Source organism: Mariniflexile soesokkakense (assembly GCF_039650365.1).
GTDB classification, from domain to species: domain Bacteria; phylum Bacteroidota; class Bacteroidia; order Flavobacteriales; family Flavobacteriaceae; genus Mariniflexile; species Mariniflexile soesokkakense.
Genome location: NZ_JAZHYP010000001.1, coordinates 697872 through 714491 on the forward strand (window position 1 = coordinate 697872; position 16620 = coordinate 714491).

Annotated in this window: 13 protein-coding genes; 5 read left to right on the top strand and 8 right to left on the bottom strand. The window is 34.2% G+C overall.

Features of this window, described 5'->3' with window-relative positions:
• Positions 1-13: 13 nt before the first annotated feature.
• From VP395_RS03250 to VP395_RS03285, 8 genes are all read right to left on the bottom strand, one after another.
• Positions 14-1294: a glycosyltransferase gene (locus VP395_RS03250; protein ID WP_346240273.1), complete on the bottom strand. Its 1281-nt coding sequence runs from the start codon at positions 1292-1294 to the stop codon at positions 14-16.
• Positions 1295-1310: 16 nt separating this feature from the next.
• The gene (locus VP395_RS03255) at positions 1311-3398 is read right to left on the bottom strand and encodes an HAD-IIB family hydrolase (RefSeq protein WP_346240274.1); all 2088 of its coding nucleotides are present in this window, start codon (positions 3396-3398) and stop codon (positions 1311-1313) included.
• 308 nt (positions 3399-3706) lie between these two features.
• Positions 3707-5173 carry a sigma 54-interacting transcriptional regulator gene (locus VP395_RS03260; RefSeq protein WP_346240275.1) on the bottom strand — a complete coding sequence of 489 codons (1467 nt, stop codon included), beginning with the start codon at positions 5171-5173 and terminating at the stop codon, positions 3707-3709.
• A gap of 62 nt (positions 5174-5235) precedes the next feature.
• Positions 5236-6363 (bottom strand): vWA domain-containing protein, encoded by a 1128-nt coding sequence (locus VP395_RS03265; protein ID WP_346240277.1) that lies wholly within the window; start codon positions 6361-6363, stop codon positions 5236-5238.
• An 88-nt stretch (positions 6364-6451) separates the two neighbouring features.
• Entirely contained in the window at positions 6452-7129 is a 678-nt protein-coding gene (locus VP395_RS03270; protein WP_346240278.1) for a Crp/Fnr family transcriptional regulator, read from the bottom strand.
• Between the two features lie 53 nt (positions 7130-7182).
• A complete protein-coding gene (locus VP395_RS03275; protein ID WP_346240279.1) occupies positions 7183-8022 on the bottom strand; it encodes a universal stress protein in 840 nt (279 codons plus the stop codon).
• An 86-nt stretch (positions 8023-8108) separates the two neighbouring features.
• On the bottom strand, positions 8109-9155 hold the full coding sequence (locus tag VP395_RS03280) for a response regulator (protein WP_346240280.1): 1047 nt from the start codon (positions 9153-9155) through the stop codon (positions 8109-8111).
• Entirely contained in the window at positions 9155-10396 is a 1242-nt protein-coding gene (locus VP395_RS03285) for a PAS domain-containing sensor histidine kinase (RefSeq protein ID WP_346240281.1), read from the bottom strand. The genes VP395_RS03280 and VP395_RS03285 overlap by 1 nt, the downstream gene beginning before the upstream one ends.
• 212 nt (positions 10397-10608) lie before the next feature.
• Between VP395_RS03285 and VP395_RS03290 the strand changes: the two genes are divergently transcribed.
• The 5 genes from VP395_RS03290 to VP395_RS03310 all read left to right on the top strand — a co-directional run bounded on the left by VP395_RS03290 (position 10609) and on the right by VP395_RS03310 (position 16566).
• On the top strand, positions 10609-12984 hold the full coding sequence (locus VP395_RS03290) for a heavy metal translocating P-type ATPase (RefSeq protein ID WP_346240282.1): 2376 nt from the start codon (positions 10609-10611) through the stop codon (positions 12982-12984).
• A 73-nt stretch (positions 12985-13057) separates the two neighbouring features.
• On the top strand, positions 13058-13243 hold the full coding sequence (gene ccoS, locus VP395_RS03295) for a cbb3-type cytochrome oxidase assembly protein CcoS (protein WP_346240283.1): 186 nt from the start codon (positions 13058-13060) through the stop codon (positions 13241-13243).
• A 10-nt stretch (positions 13244-13253) separates the two neighbouring features.
• Complete coding sequence (gene ccoN, locus VP395_RS03300) at positions 13254-15437, top strand: cytochrome-c oxidase, cbb3-type subunit I (protein WP_346240284.1); 2184 nt, start codon at positions 13254-13256, stop codon at positions 15435-15437.
• A gap of 17 nt (positions 15438-15454) precedes the next feature.
• On the top strand, positions 15455-15640 hold the full coding sequence (locus tag VP395_RS03305; RefSeq protein WP_346240285.1) for a CcoQ/FixQ family Cbb3-type cytochrome c oxidase assembly chaperone: 186 nt from the start codon (positions 15455-15457) through the stop codon (positions 15638-15640).
• Positions 15637-16566: a cbb3-type cytochrome c oxidase N-terminal domain-containing protein gene (locus tag VP395_RS03310; protein WP_346240286.1), complete on the top strand. Its 930-nt coding sequence runs from the start codon at positions 15637-15639 to the stop codon at positions 16564-16566. Before VP395_RS03305 ends, VP395_RS03310 begins: the two co-directional genes overlap by 4 nt.
• Positions 16567-16620 lie beyond the last annotated feature (54 nt).

A 16620-nucleotide genomic window follows, 5' to 3' on the forward strand; every position in this document is an offset into this window, starting at 1 on the left:
AAAAAACATCATTCTAATTTGTATAAATATTTGACTCCATAGATTGTTGGTTAATGGAATTATCAAATATTTTAAGTATACGTTTTGCAATACCCGTCCAACCAAAATTACGACGTGCAAAACGAGCTCCTTCAACCGATAGTTCGTTTCTCATTTTTGGGTACAACAAAGGCATGGACAACATGGCTCCAAATTCTATGGGGCGATGCGGGTCGGCGAATAATGCTTGATTACCAAAATCAATTAAATCATATAAACCACCATGTACTGTCACCACACTTGGCGTACCACAGGCCATGGCTTCAATGGCTACCATTCCAAAAGGTTCGTACCTTGATGGCATCGCAAAAATATTAGCCGATCTATAAACGTTTGCTAAATCTTCATCTGCAATATAATTTTTCCATTTTATTTTATCTAAAACCCCTAACTCACCTGCTAAAGTTTTAAGCTTTTCAATACCTTGTTGGTCTTGTTCAGAATCGCCTCCAATGGCAGCTACCAAACGTGCTTCCGGGCAAAGCTCCAATACGGTAGGCAACGATTGCAAGAGTAAATCATATCCTTTATTATGCGCCATCCTACCAAGAGAAAGAATATCATTTGGATGTATATCGTACTTGGAGCGCACCTTATCATTTTCTTTAGAAGGTACGGGATAAAAACGATTTTCATCAATCCCAGGTGGTATCATACCACAGTTTCTAGGTAAAACATCATACTGCTTTGTAAGCAAATCTACTTGTGGTAAGGTTGTAGCTATTACAAAGTTGCACATTTGATAAACAAAATATTCTTTTCGAATACGTTCTTTAAAACGATAAGTTTTTTCCATTTCCTTTTCATCCATATCACTACCCATAGTGTGGCGTTTCCACCACCCAAGAGAATGTGGTGTATGTACATGGGAAATACCTAATTCTTCTGCAATTTTTTGTCCTGCCCAACCAGCATCCCAATAGTGGGTATAAACAATATCGTATTTCTTATTTTCTTTTTTTATAGCTGCTAAGGTATTAGTAACAAACTTCTTTAAATGATCGTGCATATCTTCTTTACGGATAAACTCTTTTCCTCCGAAAGGAATACGCCATACACTATAATTATCATCTACAATATCATATTCTGGCTGATCTTCAAATTGACGCGTTACTAAATCTACTTTTTTTCCAAGTCTACTAAAACGTTCTGCGAGTTCTAAAACATAAACAACTTGTCCTCCTGTATCTGGTTTTCCTAATTCGGCATTGGCTCCTACGTACCCGTGTAACGAGATCATTAAAATTGATTTCATGATTTTTAATTTTATATTATTTGTTAATTATTTTTAAGTCATGACAAGCTGAAATATATTGAGCGGCAGACCAAGCTTGGTATGCTTTTCCCATAGGTTTACCAGTAGTTCCATGTGCCCATTCTGTAAACTCCCATTCTTCATTAACACCTTCTTTATTTAATAAAGCCAGTTTATGTAATTCTACAGTAGCAACATCTTTAAACCCTAATTTATTTATAAACTTCACCCAAAATCCGCCAACAAAAGGCCAAATACCCCCATTGTGATAATGGTTGGGCAAATTAAGAAGGTTTACTGTGTAATACGGACGCCAATCAGGGTCTCCCGGACTTACAACAGGATAAACATTAGCCACAGGAAATGGGTCGTTAACACCTACACCTAACATAAACCTAAATGTTTGGTGGGCTTTTTCAGAATCGACCGCACCATGTAGGAATGCTAAAATATTCCCTAAAGTATCGCAACGCCAACTAAAGTCGAAAGGGGTTGTTTGCGCTATTAAATAAGATGTATCGCCTAAAGTAAATTGACGCTCTGCAAAGGAAACTCCCGAAAATAATTTCTGTTGTGTTGAAGGCCAAAAATTTTGAATAATCTCTTTTTTAATTACTTGAGACCATCTAATGTTCTCTCCTGCTTGCTCATAATCTCCTAACATTTCTAACATACGCCCAAAGCACACATTGGCTCGATACCACAAAATTTCATCATAAAGTATGTTATAGCTTCTTCCGAACAAATCTGTCCAATCACCTGCTTCTGGAATTTCAAGTAATGCATCATTGTTACTATCATGCGCCCCTAACCATCGCATAGTTTCTTTTATGTCTGCAATATGATCTCTAAGAAACTCCATATCCTTGGTAACATTTACATACTCATAAAATGCAATAACCACCCAAATACCACTATCTATGGAACAGATACCTCCTACTCCTGAGTAATCGGGCACATTGTCTTTTATGCGAACATTAGATGGAATTTGCCCATTACGCGAAATATGTTCAAATAAGGTTAAAAGTGTTTGACGTTGACATTTATGAATTTCTTCATCATGAATAAGAGGCAGCGACCCAATAACAGTTATAGCGCCATCTCTTGCCCATACACTGTGGTAGTTTTCATCGGTTCCATTTGGTATGTTATCTTTTATAGAACAAGCTGAAAACCCTAAAGGTGTAATATTTTTTCTTAAGGCTTCAATAGCTTTTTCATAACCTTCTTTAATTAAGGCTATCTTCTCGCCTTCATCTTCAGTTGCTATATTGTTTAGTTCTTGTTTAATAAAAAAGTCTTCTGCATGATCCTCAACACTACACACAAATGCCTCTTTTGGCAGCACGCCATAGTATACTAATCCCTCAACAACACCATCGCCATAGTCACATTCGGAATGATATACTTGTCTGTGCTTTGTAAATTTATAAAGCTCTTCATGAGCATTGGCCACCACAATTCCTTTCATATCTTCCATCTCGAACATAGCCGAATCGTTTCCGCTATCACCTGCAACCAAGGCATCTGATGTGTCGATATTCAGTTTTCTCAGTAACCATTGTAAAGCATTTCCTTTATTTGCCCATTTGGGCAAAATATCAAGATATTGTTCTCCAGAGTAAACAACATTTATGTGCATATTGGCGTCAATAAAATCCTGCTCAATATTATCTATAAGTTCTTGGGTTGCATTATGAAAAAAATAGCTTCGTTTGTAGGCGTGCTGAAACTTTGTAGGCTGATCACTAATAGGGTGGTTTATATTTTGAATAACATCTTCTACAGCCTTTAAATCCCAACCATCATCAAGTACATCATTAAACTCTTTAACAACAGACTTATCTTTACAGTTATAAATATGGGTTCCTACGCCAGAAATAATGTAATCTGGTTCGGGAAGAATGTTTTTATTAATTAAATTTAGAACGTCATCAATTAAACGTCCCGTATTGTAGGTTAGAATAATATTGTTTTGAGGTTTGTGTTCTTTCCATATTTTCGAAAAATTACTTTTGTGTGTATGAAAATCTATTAGAGTGTTATCAATATCAAAAGAAAGAAGCTTTATGTTGTATTGAATACTATCTTTAGTTTTATCCATAAATTTTTTGGTTTTTTATTAGAATTAAAGTATTGATTTCCCATAATTTACAATTTTTAAAAATAATACAAAAGAAATTACATACTATTATTATCAATATTCCTGATGTAACAAACAGACAAGTTATCAATAGGAATTTAAAAAATTAAACACTATGTTTTTATAGATTCAACAAAAACACAAACAAGCACTTTTCCAAATTAAAAAAAAACAACAGGTTTTCGATACTGCTTTAAAATCTTTAAATCCATGATTTTATAAAAAAAAAGAGAAGCGACTCGCCTCTCCTTTTCATTTATATATTTCATCTATATACCCCCAATGAAACTTCCATATGGGTCTTTAAATTGGGTACCTTCTAAAAAGCGGTGCTTGCTCAATAACTTGAATTCCACCAACGCCCAAAGCACAAATTCTTTTACAAAATAAGTATCGTCCTTACTCAAATTAGGTTGATATTTCCCTAACAAATCATCTAAAGGAGAAATGGCATCCAACATGTTTTTATATTCTTTATCTCGAATATCATCCAACAGTTCAAATCCATCTGTTTGGTTAAAAAACCAAGAGACAATATCATCGTAAGGACTTTCATCTGCTTGTTTTTTTAATTTTTCAATTTTAGGAAAAAACAGAGGGAACAACCTTTTTACAGCTTCTCCTATTAAATTATAAGCCACTATGGCAGCACCTTCCTGTTCGCCTTCGTAAACCAGCTCCACTTTTCCTGTAACCGACGGTATGATACCTACAAAGTCACTTAAACGTAATAAAGTGTGCTCATCACCAGTTTTTAAAGCACGTAATTCGGCGGTACTAAGTAAATTTTCTAGAGCGGTGATACTTAAACGGGCACTTACACCACTTTTTACATCAACAAAAACACTTTCCCTAGCTTCAAAAACAATTTGCTCCAATAGGTCTTTTGCCAAATCCGGGACTTGAATATTTTGTTTTTGCGATTCAACAATTTTTGCTTCTTGTTGCGTTATTAACCTAGCAGTTTTTATATCGGTAGGATAATGTGTTAAAATTTGCGATCCAATTCTATCCTTTAAAGGTGTTACGATACTTCCCCTATTGGTGTAATCTTCAGGATTTGCAGTAAATATAAATTGTATATCCAAAGGCAACCTAAGTTTGAATCCTCTAATTTGAACATCACCTTCTTGAAGGATATTAAAGAGAGCTACCTGAATCCTTGCTTGTAAATCGGGAAGTTCATTAATAACAAAAATGCAACGGTTAGCACGTGGAATCATACCGTAATGAATTACACGATCATCTGCATAACTTAATTTTAAATTGGCTGCTTTAATAGGGTCTACATCCCCAATAATATCGGCAACTGTTACATCGGGAGTTGCCAGTTTTTCAGCAAAACGATTGCTTCGGTGTAACCATGAAATTGGTGTAACATCTCCTTTTTCATAAATTAATTCCTTGGCATAACGTGAAATGGGTTTAAGTGGGTCGTCGTTAATTTCGGAACCTTCAATATATGGAATATATTCATCCAACAAATTAATCATCAAACGGGCCAGCCTTGTTTTTGCTTGACCCCGCAAACCTAAAAGATTGACGTTATGTCGCGATAAAATAGCACGTTCTAATTCTGGAATTACAGTATTTTCATACCCGTGTACACCTTCGAACGTGGTTTCTTTATTCTTTATTTTTTGAACAAGGTTATCTCTTAACTCATCTTTAATAGATTTGAATTGATAACCTGATTTTTTCAAGTCTCCTAGTGTCTTTATATTCTCTATTTTCATATTTTATTTAATTTGAAAAATTATACGTATGTTAACTTTTAATTTTTCACTTATAACTTATTTCACCCTCTAATTCTCTTTTTTCTATTGGTTTCGTAATCTTCAAAAATCATTTCACCTAATCCTTTGATACCTGTATAAAATGCTTTTCCTTGGTTTGCAAAAGTAAATTCTCGAACAAATTGCATTAAATACGAATCTTTTGCAATCATAAATGTGGTAATGGGGATGTGTAAACGTCGTGCTTGTTGTGCCATGGCATAGCATTTATTTACAATATGCCTATCCAATCCGTTACTGTTTTTATAATATTCGCCATCTGGCAATCGCAAACAACTTGGCTTACCATCTGTAATCATAAAAATTTGTTTGTTAGTGTTACGCTTTCTGCGCAGTAAATCCATTGCCAATTGTAAGCCTGCAACGGTATTGGTATGATATGGGCCTACTTTTAAATACGGTAAATCCTTTATTTCAATTTGCCAAGCATCATTACCAAAAACTAAAATATCTAAGGTGTCTTTAGGGTAGCGCGTTGTGATTAGTTCTGCCAATGCCATGGATACTTTTTTAGCTGGTGTAATGCGGTCTTCACCATAAAGTACCATACTATGGCTAATATCAATCATTAAAACGGTACTCATTTGCGATTTATGGAGTGTTTCCTCTACCACCAAATCTTCTTCTGATAGACTAAAATCGCTAATGCCGTGATTAATTTGCGCATTCTTCAAACTCTCGGTCATTGAAACTTTATCCAATGCATCACCAAACTGATAATTTCTAAAATCGCCCGTATGTTCATCTCCTATTCCTGGACTTTTACTCTTGTGGTTGCCTTGACCGCTACGTTTTATTTTTCCAAAAATATGGTCAAGTGCTTGTTGGCGAATGGCTCGTTCAGTTTTTGCTGTGATTGCCGTACCACCATTTCCGTCAGGGTCTATCTGTTCTTTTATGTAGCCCTTTTTCTTGAGATCTTCAATAAAATCGTCAATGGTATATTCTGAAGTGGTGAGTTTATATTCTTTATCCAATTCACGCAACCAATCAATGGCTTCGTCAAAATCACCAGAAGTGTGGGTAATAAGCTCTTTAAAAATATCAAAAAGTTTATCGAATAGTGCCTGTTGTGGAGCTTCGTATTTTTTAAAAACAAAACCTTTTCTTGAAGTAGTATATTTTGTCATAGCTGTATAAAAATACTGTTTTTTTATACAAAAATGAAGATACAGTAATTAGATTTATCTATACTTTAACATGAATAGCTTATAGATATTATTCTACACGTTTTAACCCTTCTAAATTTTCAATTCGTATTTGTTTTCCAACAACTGAAATTAAGTCTTCTTTTTTAAATTGAGATAAAACACGAATTGCAGACTCGGTTGCAGTACCAACAATGTTTGCAAAATCTTCGCGAGATAACAATATACTTAAGGTTCTATCTGAATTTACTCCAAAACTATCGTGGATATAAACTAAGGCCTCTGCTAAACGTTGCCTTACCGTTTTTTGAGCCATATTTACAATAATATTATCTGCTTCTTTTAAATCATGAGCCATTTCCTTTAAAACATCAAATGAAAATTTTGAGTTATTTTGTAAATCGTTAATTATTTGGCTTTTAGGAATAAAACAAACTTCCATATCGTTTAAAGCTATTGCCTGTAAATTCGAGGCTTCATCGGCAATAAGAGAACGTTGCCCCAATAATTGCCCTTTAACAACCATTTTAACTATTTGGTCTTTTCCATTTTCACTTAGTTTAGATAGTTTACAAATACCTTCTTTTACACAATAAACACCGTTAATTGTCTCCCCTTCATCAAAAATAACTTCTCCTTTTTTAAAAAACCTTGAAGTTTTACATCCTGAAATTCTAACAAGTTCTTCTTTACTTAAAGATTTAAGCGCATTAAATTGTTTAATAATACATTGTTCACACTTTCCCATTATTTTCGATTGAAAGGTTAAAAAAATAATTGAAGCTCTTTAAAAATATAGATTTAATGCAACACCAAAAAAGGTATATTCCTATAATAGCTAATGTTATTAACCGCAGGATGAAATAATATTTGCTGAAAATAATTTAGATTTTTAGCCAGCATCGTTATTAAATGAATCCCTTTATCATCTACAAATTGCTGAACCGCATTTTCAATGTATTTGTCTATTACAAAATGAAAACTATGCTCGTAGTTCGTAAAATAATCCGTTAAATATTCTTTGTTTCTTTGCTGATCTTCATTAAGTTCCAAACTATGTTTATTAACATACAATACGTTAACCTCTGCCTTATTTGCTTCAATAATATCTAATACAGGCTGTAGCGTTTCTGTGCGGTAAAAGATTGAAAAATCGGTTGGAAACGCCAGCTTTTTTAGTGCCCTATATTGAGAGTTTTCTGGAACTACAAGCGTTGCACATTTTACTTTTGTAATAACGTTACCTGTGTTACTACCAATGGAACGTTTGTTAAAACCCGAAGTTCCTTTAGCTCCCATTACAATAAAATCAATGCCATTTAGAACAACTTGTTCTCTAATAGAATTGATAATATAATTACTATCTGAAATAGTAAAAAACTTGTGTGTTGGATTTTTTGGTAATTGGTCATGAATCCGTTTTACGGTTTCTTGTAATAATTTTTTGATGGGTTTTGTTAAAATTTCTGAAGTACTACTTTTTTTATTTACATAAGCGCTTTCTTCAGTACCTAATGTACTGCTTGTATTAACGTGTAATAAATAAAAATTACATGACGATTTACTAAAAAAGTGCGATGCATATTGGATGGCATTCCACGCATTTTCAGAAAAATCTGTTGGTATTAAAATATTCTTCATGCTTTGTGTCTTCAAAAAACAAAAGTAAAAGCATGACAACTAATGAAATATGACCAAAATCATAATTTGCCTTTATTTCAACAAAATTAGCTTATTTGCTTAAGTTTATCGATGTCTAGAATTCTTATATTCCGACCCTCAATTTCAATAAGCCCCAAATCTTTAAAGCTTGAAAGCGTTCTAATTAAACTTTCTAAAGCAATGCCTGCTACACTAGCTAAATCGCTTCTTGAAATTCTAATGGCATCCTCAGGTTTGCGATTAAGCTTTTCGGCGAATTTTAATATCGTGGTTGCCGTTCTTTTTTTAACTGAACTGTATGCCATTTGCAGTAATTGATCCTTTACCGTACTAAGATCGTCGGTTAATAATTGTATCAATTCCAAGGTTACTTTATGGTTGCTGTTCAGTACATTTTTAAGTTCGTTTTTAGAAAGTGCTATCAGTTTTGAATCTTGTACAGCAGTAGCCGTTTCTTGATATGGCGTATTTTGTGTAAAGGAAGTGTAGCCAAACAAGTCGTCTTCTTTATAAAGTGCCGTTGTTAAATCTTTACCCTGTTCATCTAACTTATGACACTTTATTAAGCCCCCAGAAATTAAATATATGTGGTTAGAATGTTGTCCTTCTTCATAAACCACATCACCTTTAGCATAGTTTACTTCATCCCCATTATCATCAAAAAAATTCTTAAGGTCGTTAAGTGTTCGAAGTTCTTCATTTTCATCAGCAACCTCTAAAACGGTGCTTCTTTCTATTAAAATTGCTGCTTTGGCTAAACGGCTTTCTATGGCGCTTATAAGCTCATCCTCTTCAAAGGGCTTAGTGATATAATCATCTGCACCTAGATCCATACCTTTCCGAACATCTTTACGTTCGGTTTTTGCCGATAAAAATATAAAAGGAATGTGTTGTGTTTTTTCGTTTTTAGCCAAAGCTTCTAATACACCGTAGCCATCTAATTCAGGCATCATAATATCACAAACAATAATATCTGGCAAACTAGCTTTGGCTTTTTCCAATCCCGCTTTACCATTAGACGCGGTTACAACTTGGTATTCTGATAGTTCTAATAATTCAGCTGTGTTTTCTCTTAAAATAACATCATCTTCTATCAATAATATTCTTTTCATTATTCTGCTTTATTAGGTATTACAAATGTAAACATGCTTCCTTTGTTTTCTTCACTTTCAAAAGTTATAAAGCCTCCTAAATTCTCTAAATGGCTTTTTACAATATTCAACCCAATACCTGTTCCTTGAGTAAGAAGTGCATTTTCTGCTCTAAAATAGCGATTAAATATCATTTTTTGATCTTTTGCCGGTACCCCTATTCCGTTATCCTTAATTGTAAAAGTAGTATGCTTAATGTCTTGTTCTATTTGAATATCCACCAAAGTGTTTTCAGATGAATATTTAATGGCATTATGCACTAAATTAGACAACGCCAACTCTACAATTTTTTCATCTTGAAACATGGAGTAGTCATCAATATTTTCAGGATAGTTTATTTTTTGTCCTTCTTTTAAAAGCATATTGGCATTGTAAACCACTTCATTAACCACCTTGCTTATTTTAAATGTGCTGAACTTATAACTAATTTTGCCGGTTTCTAATTTCTCAATGGATAAAAAATCGTTCAAAATATTATTCAGGTAATGTACTTTATCAGTAATTGTTTTTACGTGTTTATCACGTTTTTCCTGTTGTTCTGCCAACTTATATTTTCCCAACAACATAGCCGAAGTTAAAATACCACTTAAAGGTGTTTTAAATTCATGAGACACTAGCGATAAAAATTTTGTTTTTAATTCATTAAGTTCCTTTTCTTTTTTAAGGGCATCTTTGGTTTCATTTTGAGCTTCAATACGTTTTTTAATTTCGGTATCGCGTTCTAAATTTACAGTTTTTAATGCTTCAACCGTATTACTCAACTCTTTGGTACGCTCCACAACTTTTTTTTCCAATTGGGTATTAAGCTCTTGTAATTGAAGTTCCTGTTCTTTACGTATAGAAATATCTATAACCAAAGCCATCACATACGACTCGCCATTAATTTCCAAGGGATTCAAACCTGCTTCAACCGGAAACACACTACCATTCTTATGAGCTCCATACAAATCTCGACCACGTCCCATTTGTCTACTTTTCTTTTGCTCCATAAAACCGTCTACATGCGTACTATGGGTAGCCCGGTATTTTTGCGGTATTAAAATAGTAAGATCTTGGTTTACAATTTCCGTTTTACTATAACCAAACATGCATTCGGCCGAAGCATTGGTAGCTACAATTTTTTGATGACTGTCTACTACAATAACACCTTCTGATACAGCTTCAAAAAGCACCTTAAACACATCTTTATCGTTCTGAAACATTAAAACAAAAGCTTTTTAGAATTGATTGAATGTATACAAAAACCAGCGATTAGCAAACGCTTAAAGAAGCTATATTGAATTACCTTAAATAGATGGGATGTACACATACTTAAAATTGAAGTTTGGTAAAAATAAAGAAAACATGACAAATATCATACTTAAAAAGCACTTCAATTCAAACCTTTGCATTAGGTATAATCGAGCAAATAAAAATGGGTAAAAGTACATGCTATCATTGTGGTTTAGATGCCACATTGGCCAATATTACGTTTGATGAAAAACTATTTTGTTGTAATGGTTGCAAAACGGTATACGAAATTTTCTCTGTAAATGATCTAACCTGTTATTACGATTTAGAAACCGCACCTGGTGCCACACCTAAAGACATAGAAGGCAAATACAACTTTTTAGAAAATTCTAAAATTATTGAGCAGCTTCTAGAGTTTAATGAGAATAACACACAAATAATTACACTTTACATTCCCCATATTCATTGCAGCTCCTGTATTTGGATTTTAGAAAACCTCAACAAATTAAGCCCTTCAATAAGCACTTCTATTGTAAATTTTGGAAAAAAAACAGTTCGGGTTAATTTTAATGCCAAAACACTGTCGTTAAAAAACCTAGTAACTTTATTAAGCAGTATTGGCCACGAACCTTATATAAGTTTAGACGATTACAGCATTGGAAAAAAACATATTGATAGGTCGTTAATATACAAACTGGGTATTGCCGGTTTTGCTTTTGGCAACGTTATGTTTTTATCCTTTCCAGAATACTTTGAAGTGGGCGAATTTTGGCTAGAGCAATTTAAACCTTTGTTTAGATGGCTTATGTTTACGTTTTCTGTTCCGGTAGTTTTTTATTCGGCTCAAGATTATTTTATTTCAGCATATAAAGGACTTCGTTCTAAAATTTTAAATATTGATGTGCCAATAGCACTAGGGGTTTCTGTTTTATTCTTTAGAAGTACTTTTGAAATTATTTTCGATGCCGGTTCTGGTTTTTTCGATAGTTTAACAGGACTTATTTTCTTTTTATTACTCGGAAAATTTTTTCAACAAAAAACCTATTCCTTTTTATCGTTTGAACGCGATTACAAATCATATTTTCCTATTGGAATTACCAAAATCAACACCAACGGAAAAGAAGAATCAGTTCAAATTTATGATATTGAAAAAGGTGACCGTCTTTTAATTAGAAACGAAGAACTAATTCCTGTTGATTGCATTTTGACAAAAGGCAATGCACGTATTGATTATAGCTTTGTTACAGGCGAATCCAAAACGGTTTCAAAACAATCGGGCGACAAACTATTTGCAGGTGGTAAACAATTGCACGGCAGTATTGAGGTTGATGTTCTAAAATCTGTTGAACAAAGTTATTTAACCCAGCTTTGGAGTAATGATGTGTTTAAAAAAGACAAATCGATGGCTTTTACAAATATTACCAACCAAATTAGCAAACGCTTTACCATAAGCATTTTAATAATTGCTTTATTGGCAACCACCTTTTGGCTAGTCGCCGATCCTACAAAAGCCACAAACGTTTTTACTTCAGTATTAATCATTGCATGCCCTTGTGCTTTAGCGTTAGCTGCCCCTTTTACTTTCGGTAACGTGCTTCGTATTCTTGGGAAGAAAAAATTCTATCTAAAAAACGCAAGTGTTATTGAACAGCTTGCTAAAATAAACACCATTATTTTCGACAAAACCGGAACCATTACCGTCAACAAAGAAAGCGCCATTACTTATGAAGGCTTAGAACTTTCAAAAGAGGAAACATTGCTTTTAAAAAGCACATTACGGGGCTCTAACCATCCGCTAAGCAGGTCATTATACTCGATTTTAAATGAACACAACATTCTAACCTTAGATGCTTTTGAAGAACATTTAGGAAAAGGTATTGAAGCCACTTACAATAACTACCAAATAAAAGTTGGGTCGGCTCCTTTTGTAGGTTTAACTTCCGAAACAGCTTTACTAAATACAACAGTCCACGTTAGTACAAATAATCAATATAAAGGAAGATTTACATTTTATAATGACTACCGAAAAGGACTTCCCAACCTATTCAATTCATTAAAAATAGAATATGACTTAGTGATTCTTTCCGGAGATAATGAAGGCGAAAAAGAAAACCTTACTAAGTTACTTCCAACAAAGACAAAATTACTTTTTAACCAAAAACCAAAAGACAAACTAGAATACATAAAACACCTCCAACATGAAGGCTCCAATGTTTTAATGATTGGAGATGGGCTGAATGATGCAGGGGCCTTAGCGCAAAGTAACGTTGGTATTGCTATTTCAGAAAATGTCAATGTGTTTTCTCCTGCTTGCGATGCCATTTTAGACGCTTCAAAACTCAACCAATTACATAATTATATAAAAGTTTCAAAAACTGCCATAAAAATCATCAAATGGAGTTTTGGGCTTTCATTCATATACAACTGTATTGGGCTTTACTTTGCTGTTTCTGGGCAACTATCACCTGTAGTTGCAGCCATTTTAATGCCATTAAGCTCCATTAGTATTGTAGCGTTTACAACACTTGCAACCAATTTATCCAAAAGAAAATTAGAATAAACTCGATACATGACAAATGTCATATTTTAAGTTACACCATGAAAGTAATTTTGGACCATAACTTCAAGTAGGTATGAGTGTTATTTATGTTTTATTAACCATAAGCATTATTGTTGCTATTTGCTTTTTTGCGGCCTTCATTATAGCTCTAAAAAAAGGACAATTTGATGATAGTTACACTCCTTCAGTGCGTATGCTTTTTGAAGACGAACTTATTAAAGAAAACACCAAAAAATCAATACTAACCAAAAAAGATTAACCACAATTCTATGGAAATGCAACAATTTCACTACGATAATAAAATCGTTAAAAACTTTATTTATGCCACCACGCTTTGGGGTGTTGTAGGCATGACGGTAGGATTACTATTGGCATTCATGTTTTTGTTCCCAAATTTAACAGATGGTATTTCATGGCTTAGTTTTGGCAGGTTACGCCCCTTACATACTAATGCTGTAATTTTTGCATTTGTTGGAAATGCTATTTTTGCAGGAGTTTACTACTCTACCCAACGATTACTTAAAGCCAGAATGTTTAGCGATACGCTAAGTAAAATAAATTTCTGGGGATGGCAATTTATTATCATCGCTGCCGCTATTTCACTTCCTTTAGGCTATACCTCATCCAAAGAATACGCTGAACTCGAATGGCCAATTGACATCGCTATTGCAGTAGTATGGGTCGTTTTTGGTTGGAACTTAATTGGTACTATTTTAAAAAGAAGACAACGCCACCTATATGTTGCAATTTGGTTTTACATTGCCACGTTTGTAACCGTTGCTGTACTTCATATTTTTAATAGTTTAGAACTGCCTGTTAGCGGTTTAAAAAGCTACTCGGTATACGCCGGCGTTCAAGATGCTTTGGTACAATGGTGGTACGGACATAATGCTGTTGCCTTCTTTTTAACAACACCTTTTTTAGGTTTAATGTATTATTTTGTACCCAAAGCAGCTAACAGACCCGTTTACTCCTATAGACTATCTATTGTTCACTTTTGGTCTTTAATCTTTATATATATTTGGGCTGGTCCACACCATTTATTATACACTGCTCTACCTGAGTGGGCACAGAATCTAGGCGTTGCATTTTCTGTTATGCTGCTAATGCCTTCTTGGGGCGGTATGATAAACGGTCTATTAACCCTACGTGGTGCCTGGGACAAAGTACGTATAGATCCTGTATTAAAATTTATGGTAGTAGCCATAACAGGGTACGGCATGGCTACTTTTGAAGGCCCCACATTATCGCTAAAAAATGTAAATGCCATCGCACATTTTACCGATTGGATTATTGCACACGTACACGTTGGAGCTTTAGCATGGAACGGCTTCTTAACATTTGGTATGATTTACTATTTAGTACCTAAACTTTTCAAAACAAAATTATATTCAACAGCATTAGCTAATTTGCACTTCTGGATTGGTACACTGGGCATCATAATGTATGCCTTACCAATGTATGTTGCGGGATTTATACAAGCCAGTATGTGGAAACAGTTTAATCCAGATGGCACATTAACTTACGGAAACTTTTTAGAAACCGTTACCGAAATTATACCAATGTATTGGATGCGTGCTATTGGAGGTACATTATTCATTATAGGAACGCTCGTAATGGTATACAATATTATTGCAACCATTAAACAAGGCAGCACTGTTGAAAATGAATTGGCTGAAGCCCCTGCTTTAGAGCGTGTATCTAAAAAACGTACAGCTGGTGAAGGATGGCATACTTGGCTAGAACGCAAACCAATTCAATTAACTATTGGTGCTACTATTGCTATTTTAATTGGTGGTATTATTCAAATTGTACCAACTATTATGGTAAAATCTAATATCCCAACCATTGCCAGTGTAAAACCATACACACCATTAGAACTTGAAGGACGAGACATTTATATTAGAGAAGGATGTGTGGGCTGCCATTCACAAATGATTCGTCCGTTTAGAAGTGAGGTTGAACGCTATGGCGACTACTCCAAGGCAGGTGAATACGTTTACGACCACCCATTTTTATGGGGAAGCAAACGTACTGGTCCAGATTTACATAGAATTGGTGGAAAATACTCTGACAATTGGCACTTTAATCACATGTACGACCCACAAAGTACTTCGTCAGGCTCAATTATGCCCCGTTACCAATGGTTGATTAAGAACGAATTGGACAAATCTCAAACTGAAGCAAAAATGAAAGCCATGGTATCTCTTGGAGTTCCTTATTCCGAAAAAGAAATTGCCAATGCCAAAAAAACGATGTTAGCACAAGGAACTAAAATTGAAGAAAACCTTTATGCCGACCCTGACTTTGCAAAGAACTACGAAACCGACAAAAAATATGCCCAAGAAAATGGAGAAGCTTTTATTGAAATGAAAAACAGGGAAATTGTTGCCATTATAGCTTATTTGCAACGTTTAGGAACCGATATTAAAGTAGAAACAGCTCAAAATTAACCATCAAAAGAACAATCATGTTAAAGTTTGTAAAAAATTATATGGATAGTATCTCAGGAATAGAGGTATACCCCATCATATCATTATTAATATTTTTCACATTTTTTGTAGTGCTTTTTTGTTGGGTATTTACAGCAAAAAAAGAATATATAAAAACAGTTAGTAACCTACCATTAGACAACCAAAACAACGATATATTATGAGACATTTAATTCCATCCTGGGTACGTGTTCCTGTTGTATTTTTTCTAATTTTCGGATTTACAGAATTCATTATCGATTCCGGCGAAAAACCAGCATTTATAGAATACCCTGTTGTGTTATTATTTCTTTTACTAGTATTAATTATCTTAACTTCCATTGAAGTAATAATAAGTGCTTTAGAAAATGTTATGCTTCACAAACTTGACAAAGAAGCGAAAGCACGTTTTTTAGCAAAAAAAGAAAATACCTATAAATTTATTTGGATTAAAAAGACCTACAAAAAGCTTTTAGGGTCTAAACCAATTGAAGAAGAAGGTGAAATCATTCTAGACCATAACTACGATGGCATAAAAGAATTAGACAACAACTTACCACCTTGGTGGCTTTACGGGTTTTACATCTCTATAATATTTGGAGCAGTTTATCTATTAAGATACCATGTGTTCAATGGTGCAAATCAATACACTGAATTAGAAACCGAATTAGCTAATGCACAAAGCGCTATCGAAGCCTACAAAAAAAACGCTAAAGACTTGGTAGATGCCAACACCGTTACATTACTTACTGACACATCCGATTTAAGCGCAGGAAAAACCATTTTCGAAACTAATTGTGTCGCCTGTCACATGGCAGATGGCGGTGGAGGCATTGGCCCTAACCTAACTGATCAACATTGGATTTTAGGTGGAGGTATAAAAAATGTATTTCAAACTGTTTCTGAAGGTGGACGTTCTGGCAAAGGCATGATTGCATGGAAAACACAATTAAAACCAGCTCAAATTGCACAAGTAGCCAGCTATGTATTAAGTTTTCAAGGCACTACACCTGCAAACCCAAAAGACCCAGAAGGCGATATCTGGACCAATACTACAAATAGCACACAAACAAAAGAAAAAGAAACTAACATTTCACAAACAGATCGTTAAAAACTATCAACTAATTTCAGCATGAACCCAGAACTGAAGCAACCCTTTTACTTT

Bases quoted from the DNA above. Each gene is read 5' to 3' on its own strand.
- VP395_RS03250 (WP_346240273.1), bottom strand. From the start codon at position 1,294: ATGAAATCAATTTTAATGATCTCGTTACACGGGTACGTAGGAGCCAAT.
- VP395_RS03255 (WP_346240274.1), bottom strand. From the start codon at position 3,398: ATGGATAAAACTAAAGATAGTATTCAATACAACATAAAGCTTCTTTCT.
- VP395_RS03260 (WP_346240275.1), bottom strand. From the start codon at position 5,173: ATGAAAATAGAGAATATAAAGACACTAGGAGACTTGAAAAAATCAGGT.
- VP395_RS03265 (WP_346240277.1), bottom strand. From the start codon at position 6,363: ATGACAAAATATACTACTTCAAGAAAAGGTTTTGTTTTTAAAAAATAC.
- VP395_RS03270 (WP_346240278.1), bottom strand. From the start codon at position 7,129: ATGGGAAAGTGTGAACAATGTATTATTAAACAATTTAATGCGCTTAAA.
- VP395_RS03275 (WP_346240279.1), bottom strand. From the start codon at position 8,022: ATGAAGAATATTTTAATACCAACAGATTTTTCTGAAAATGCGTGGAAT.
- VP395_RS03280 (WP_346240280.1), bottom strand. From the start codon at position 9,155: ATGAAAAGAATATTATTGATAGAAGATGATGTTATTTTAAGAGAAAAC.
- VP395_RS03285 (WP_346240281.1), bottom strand. From the start codon at position 10,396: ATGTTTCAGAACGATAAAGATGTGTTTAAGGTGCTTTTTGAAGCTGTA.
- VP395_RS03290 (WP_346240282.1), top strand. From the start codon at position 10,609: ATGGGTAAAAGTACATGCTATCATTGTGGTTTAGATGCCACATTGGCC.
- ccoS (WP_346240283.1), top strand. From the start codon at position 13,058: ATGAGTGTTATTTATGTTTTATTAACCATAAGCATTATTGTTGCTATT.
- ccoN (WP_346240284.1), top strand. From the start codon at position 13,254: ATGGAAATGCAACAATTTCACTACGATAATAAAATCGTTAAAAACTTT.
- VP395_RS03305 (WP_346240285.1), top strand. From the start codon at position 15,455: ATGTTAAAGTTTGTAAAAAATTATATGGATAGTATCTCAGGAATAGAG.
- VP395_RS03310 (WP_346240286.1), top strand. From the start codon at position 15,637: ATGAGACATTTAATTCCATCCTGGGTACGTGTTCCTGTTGTATTTTTT.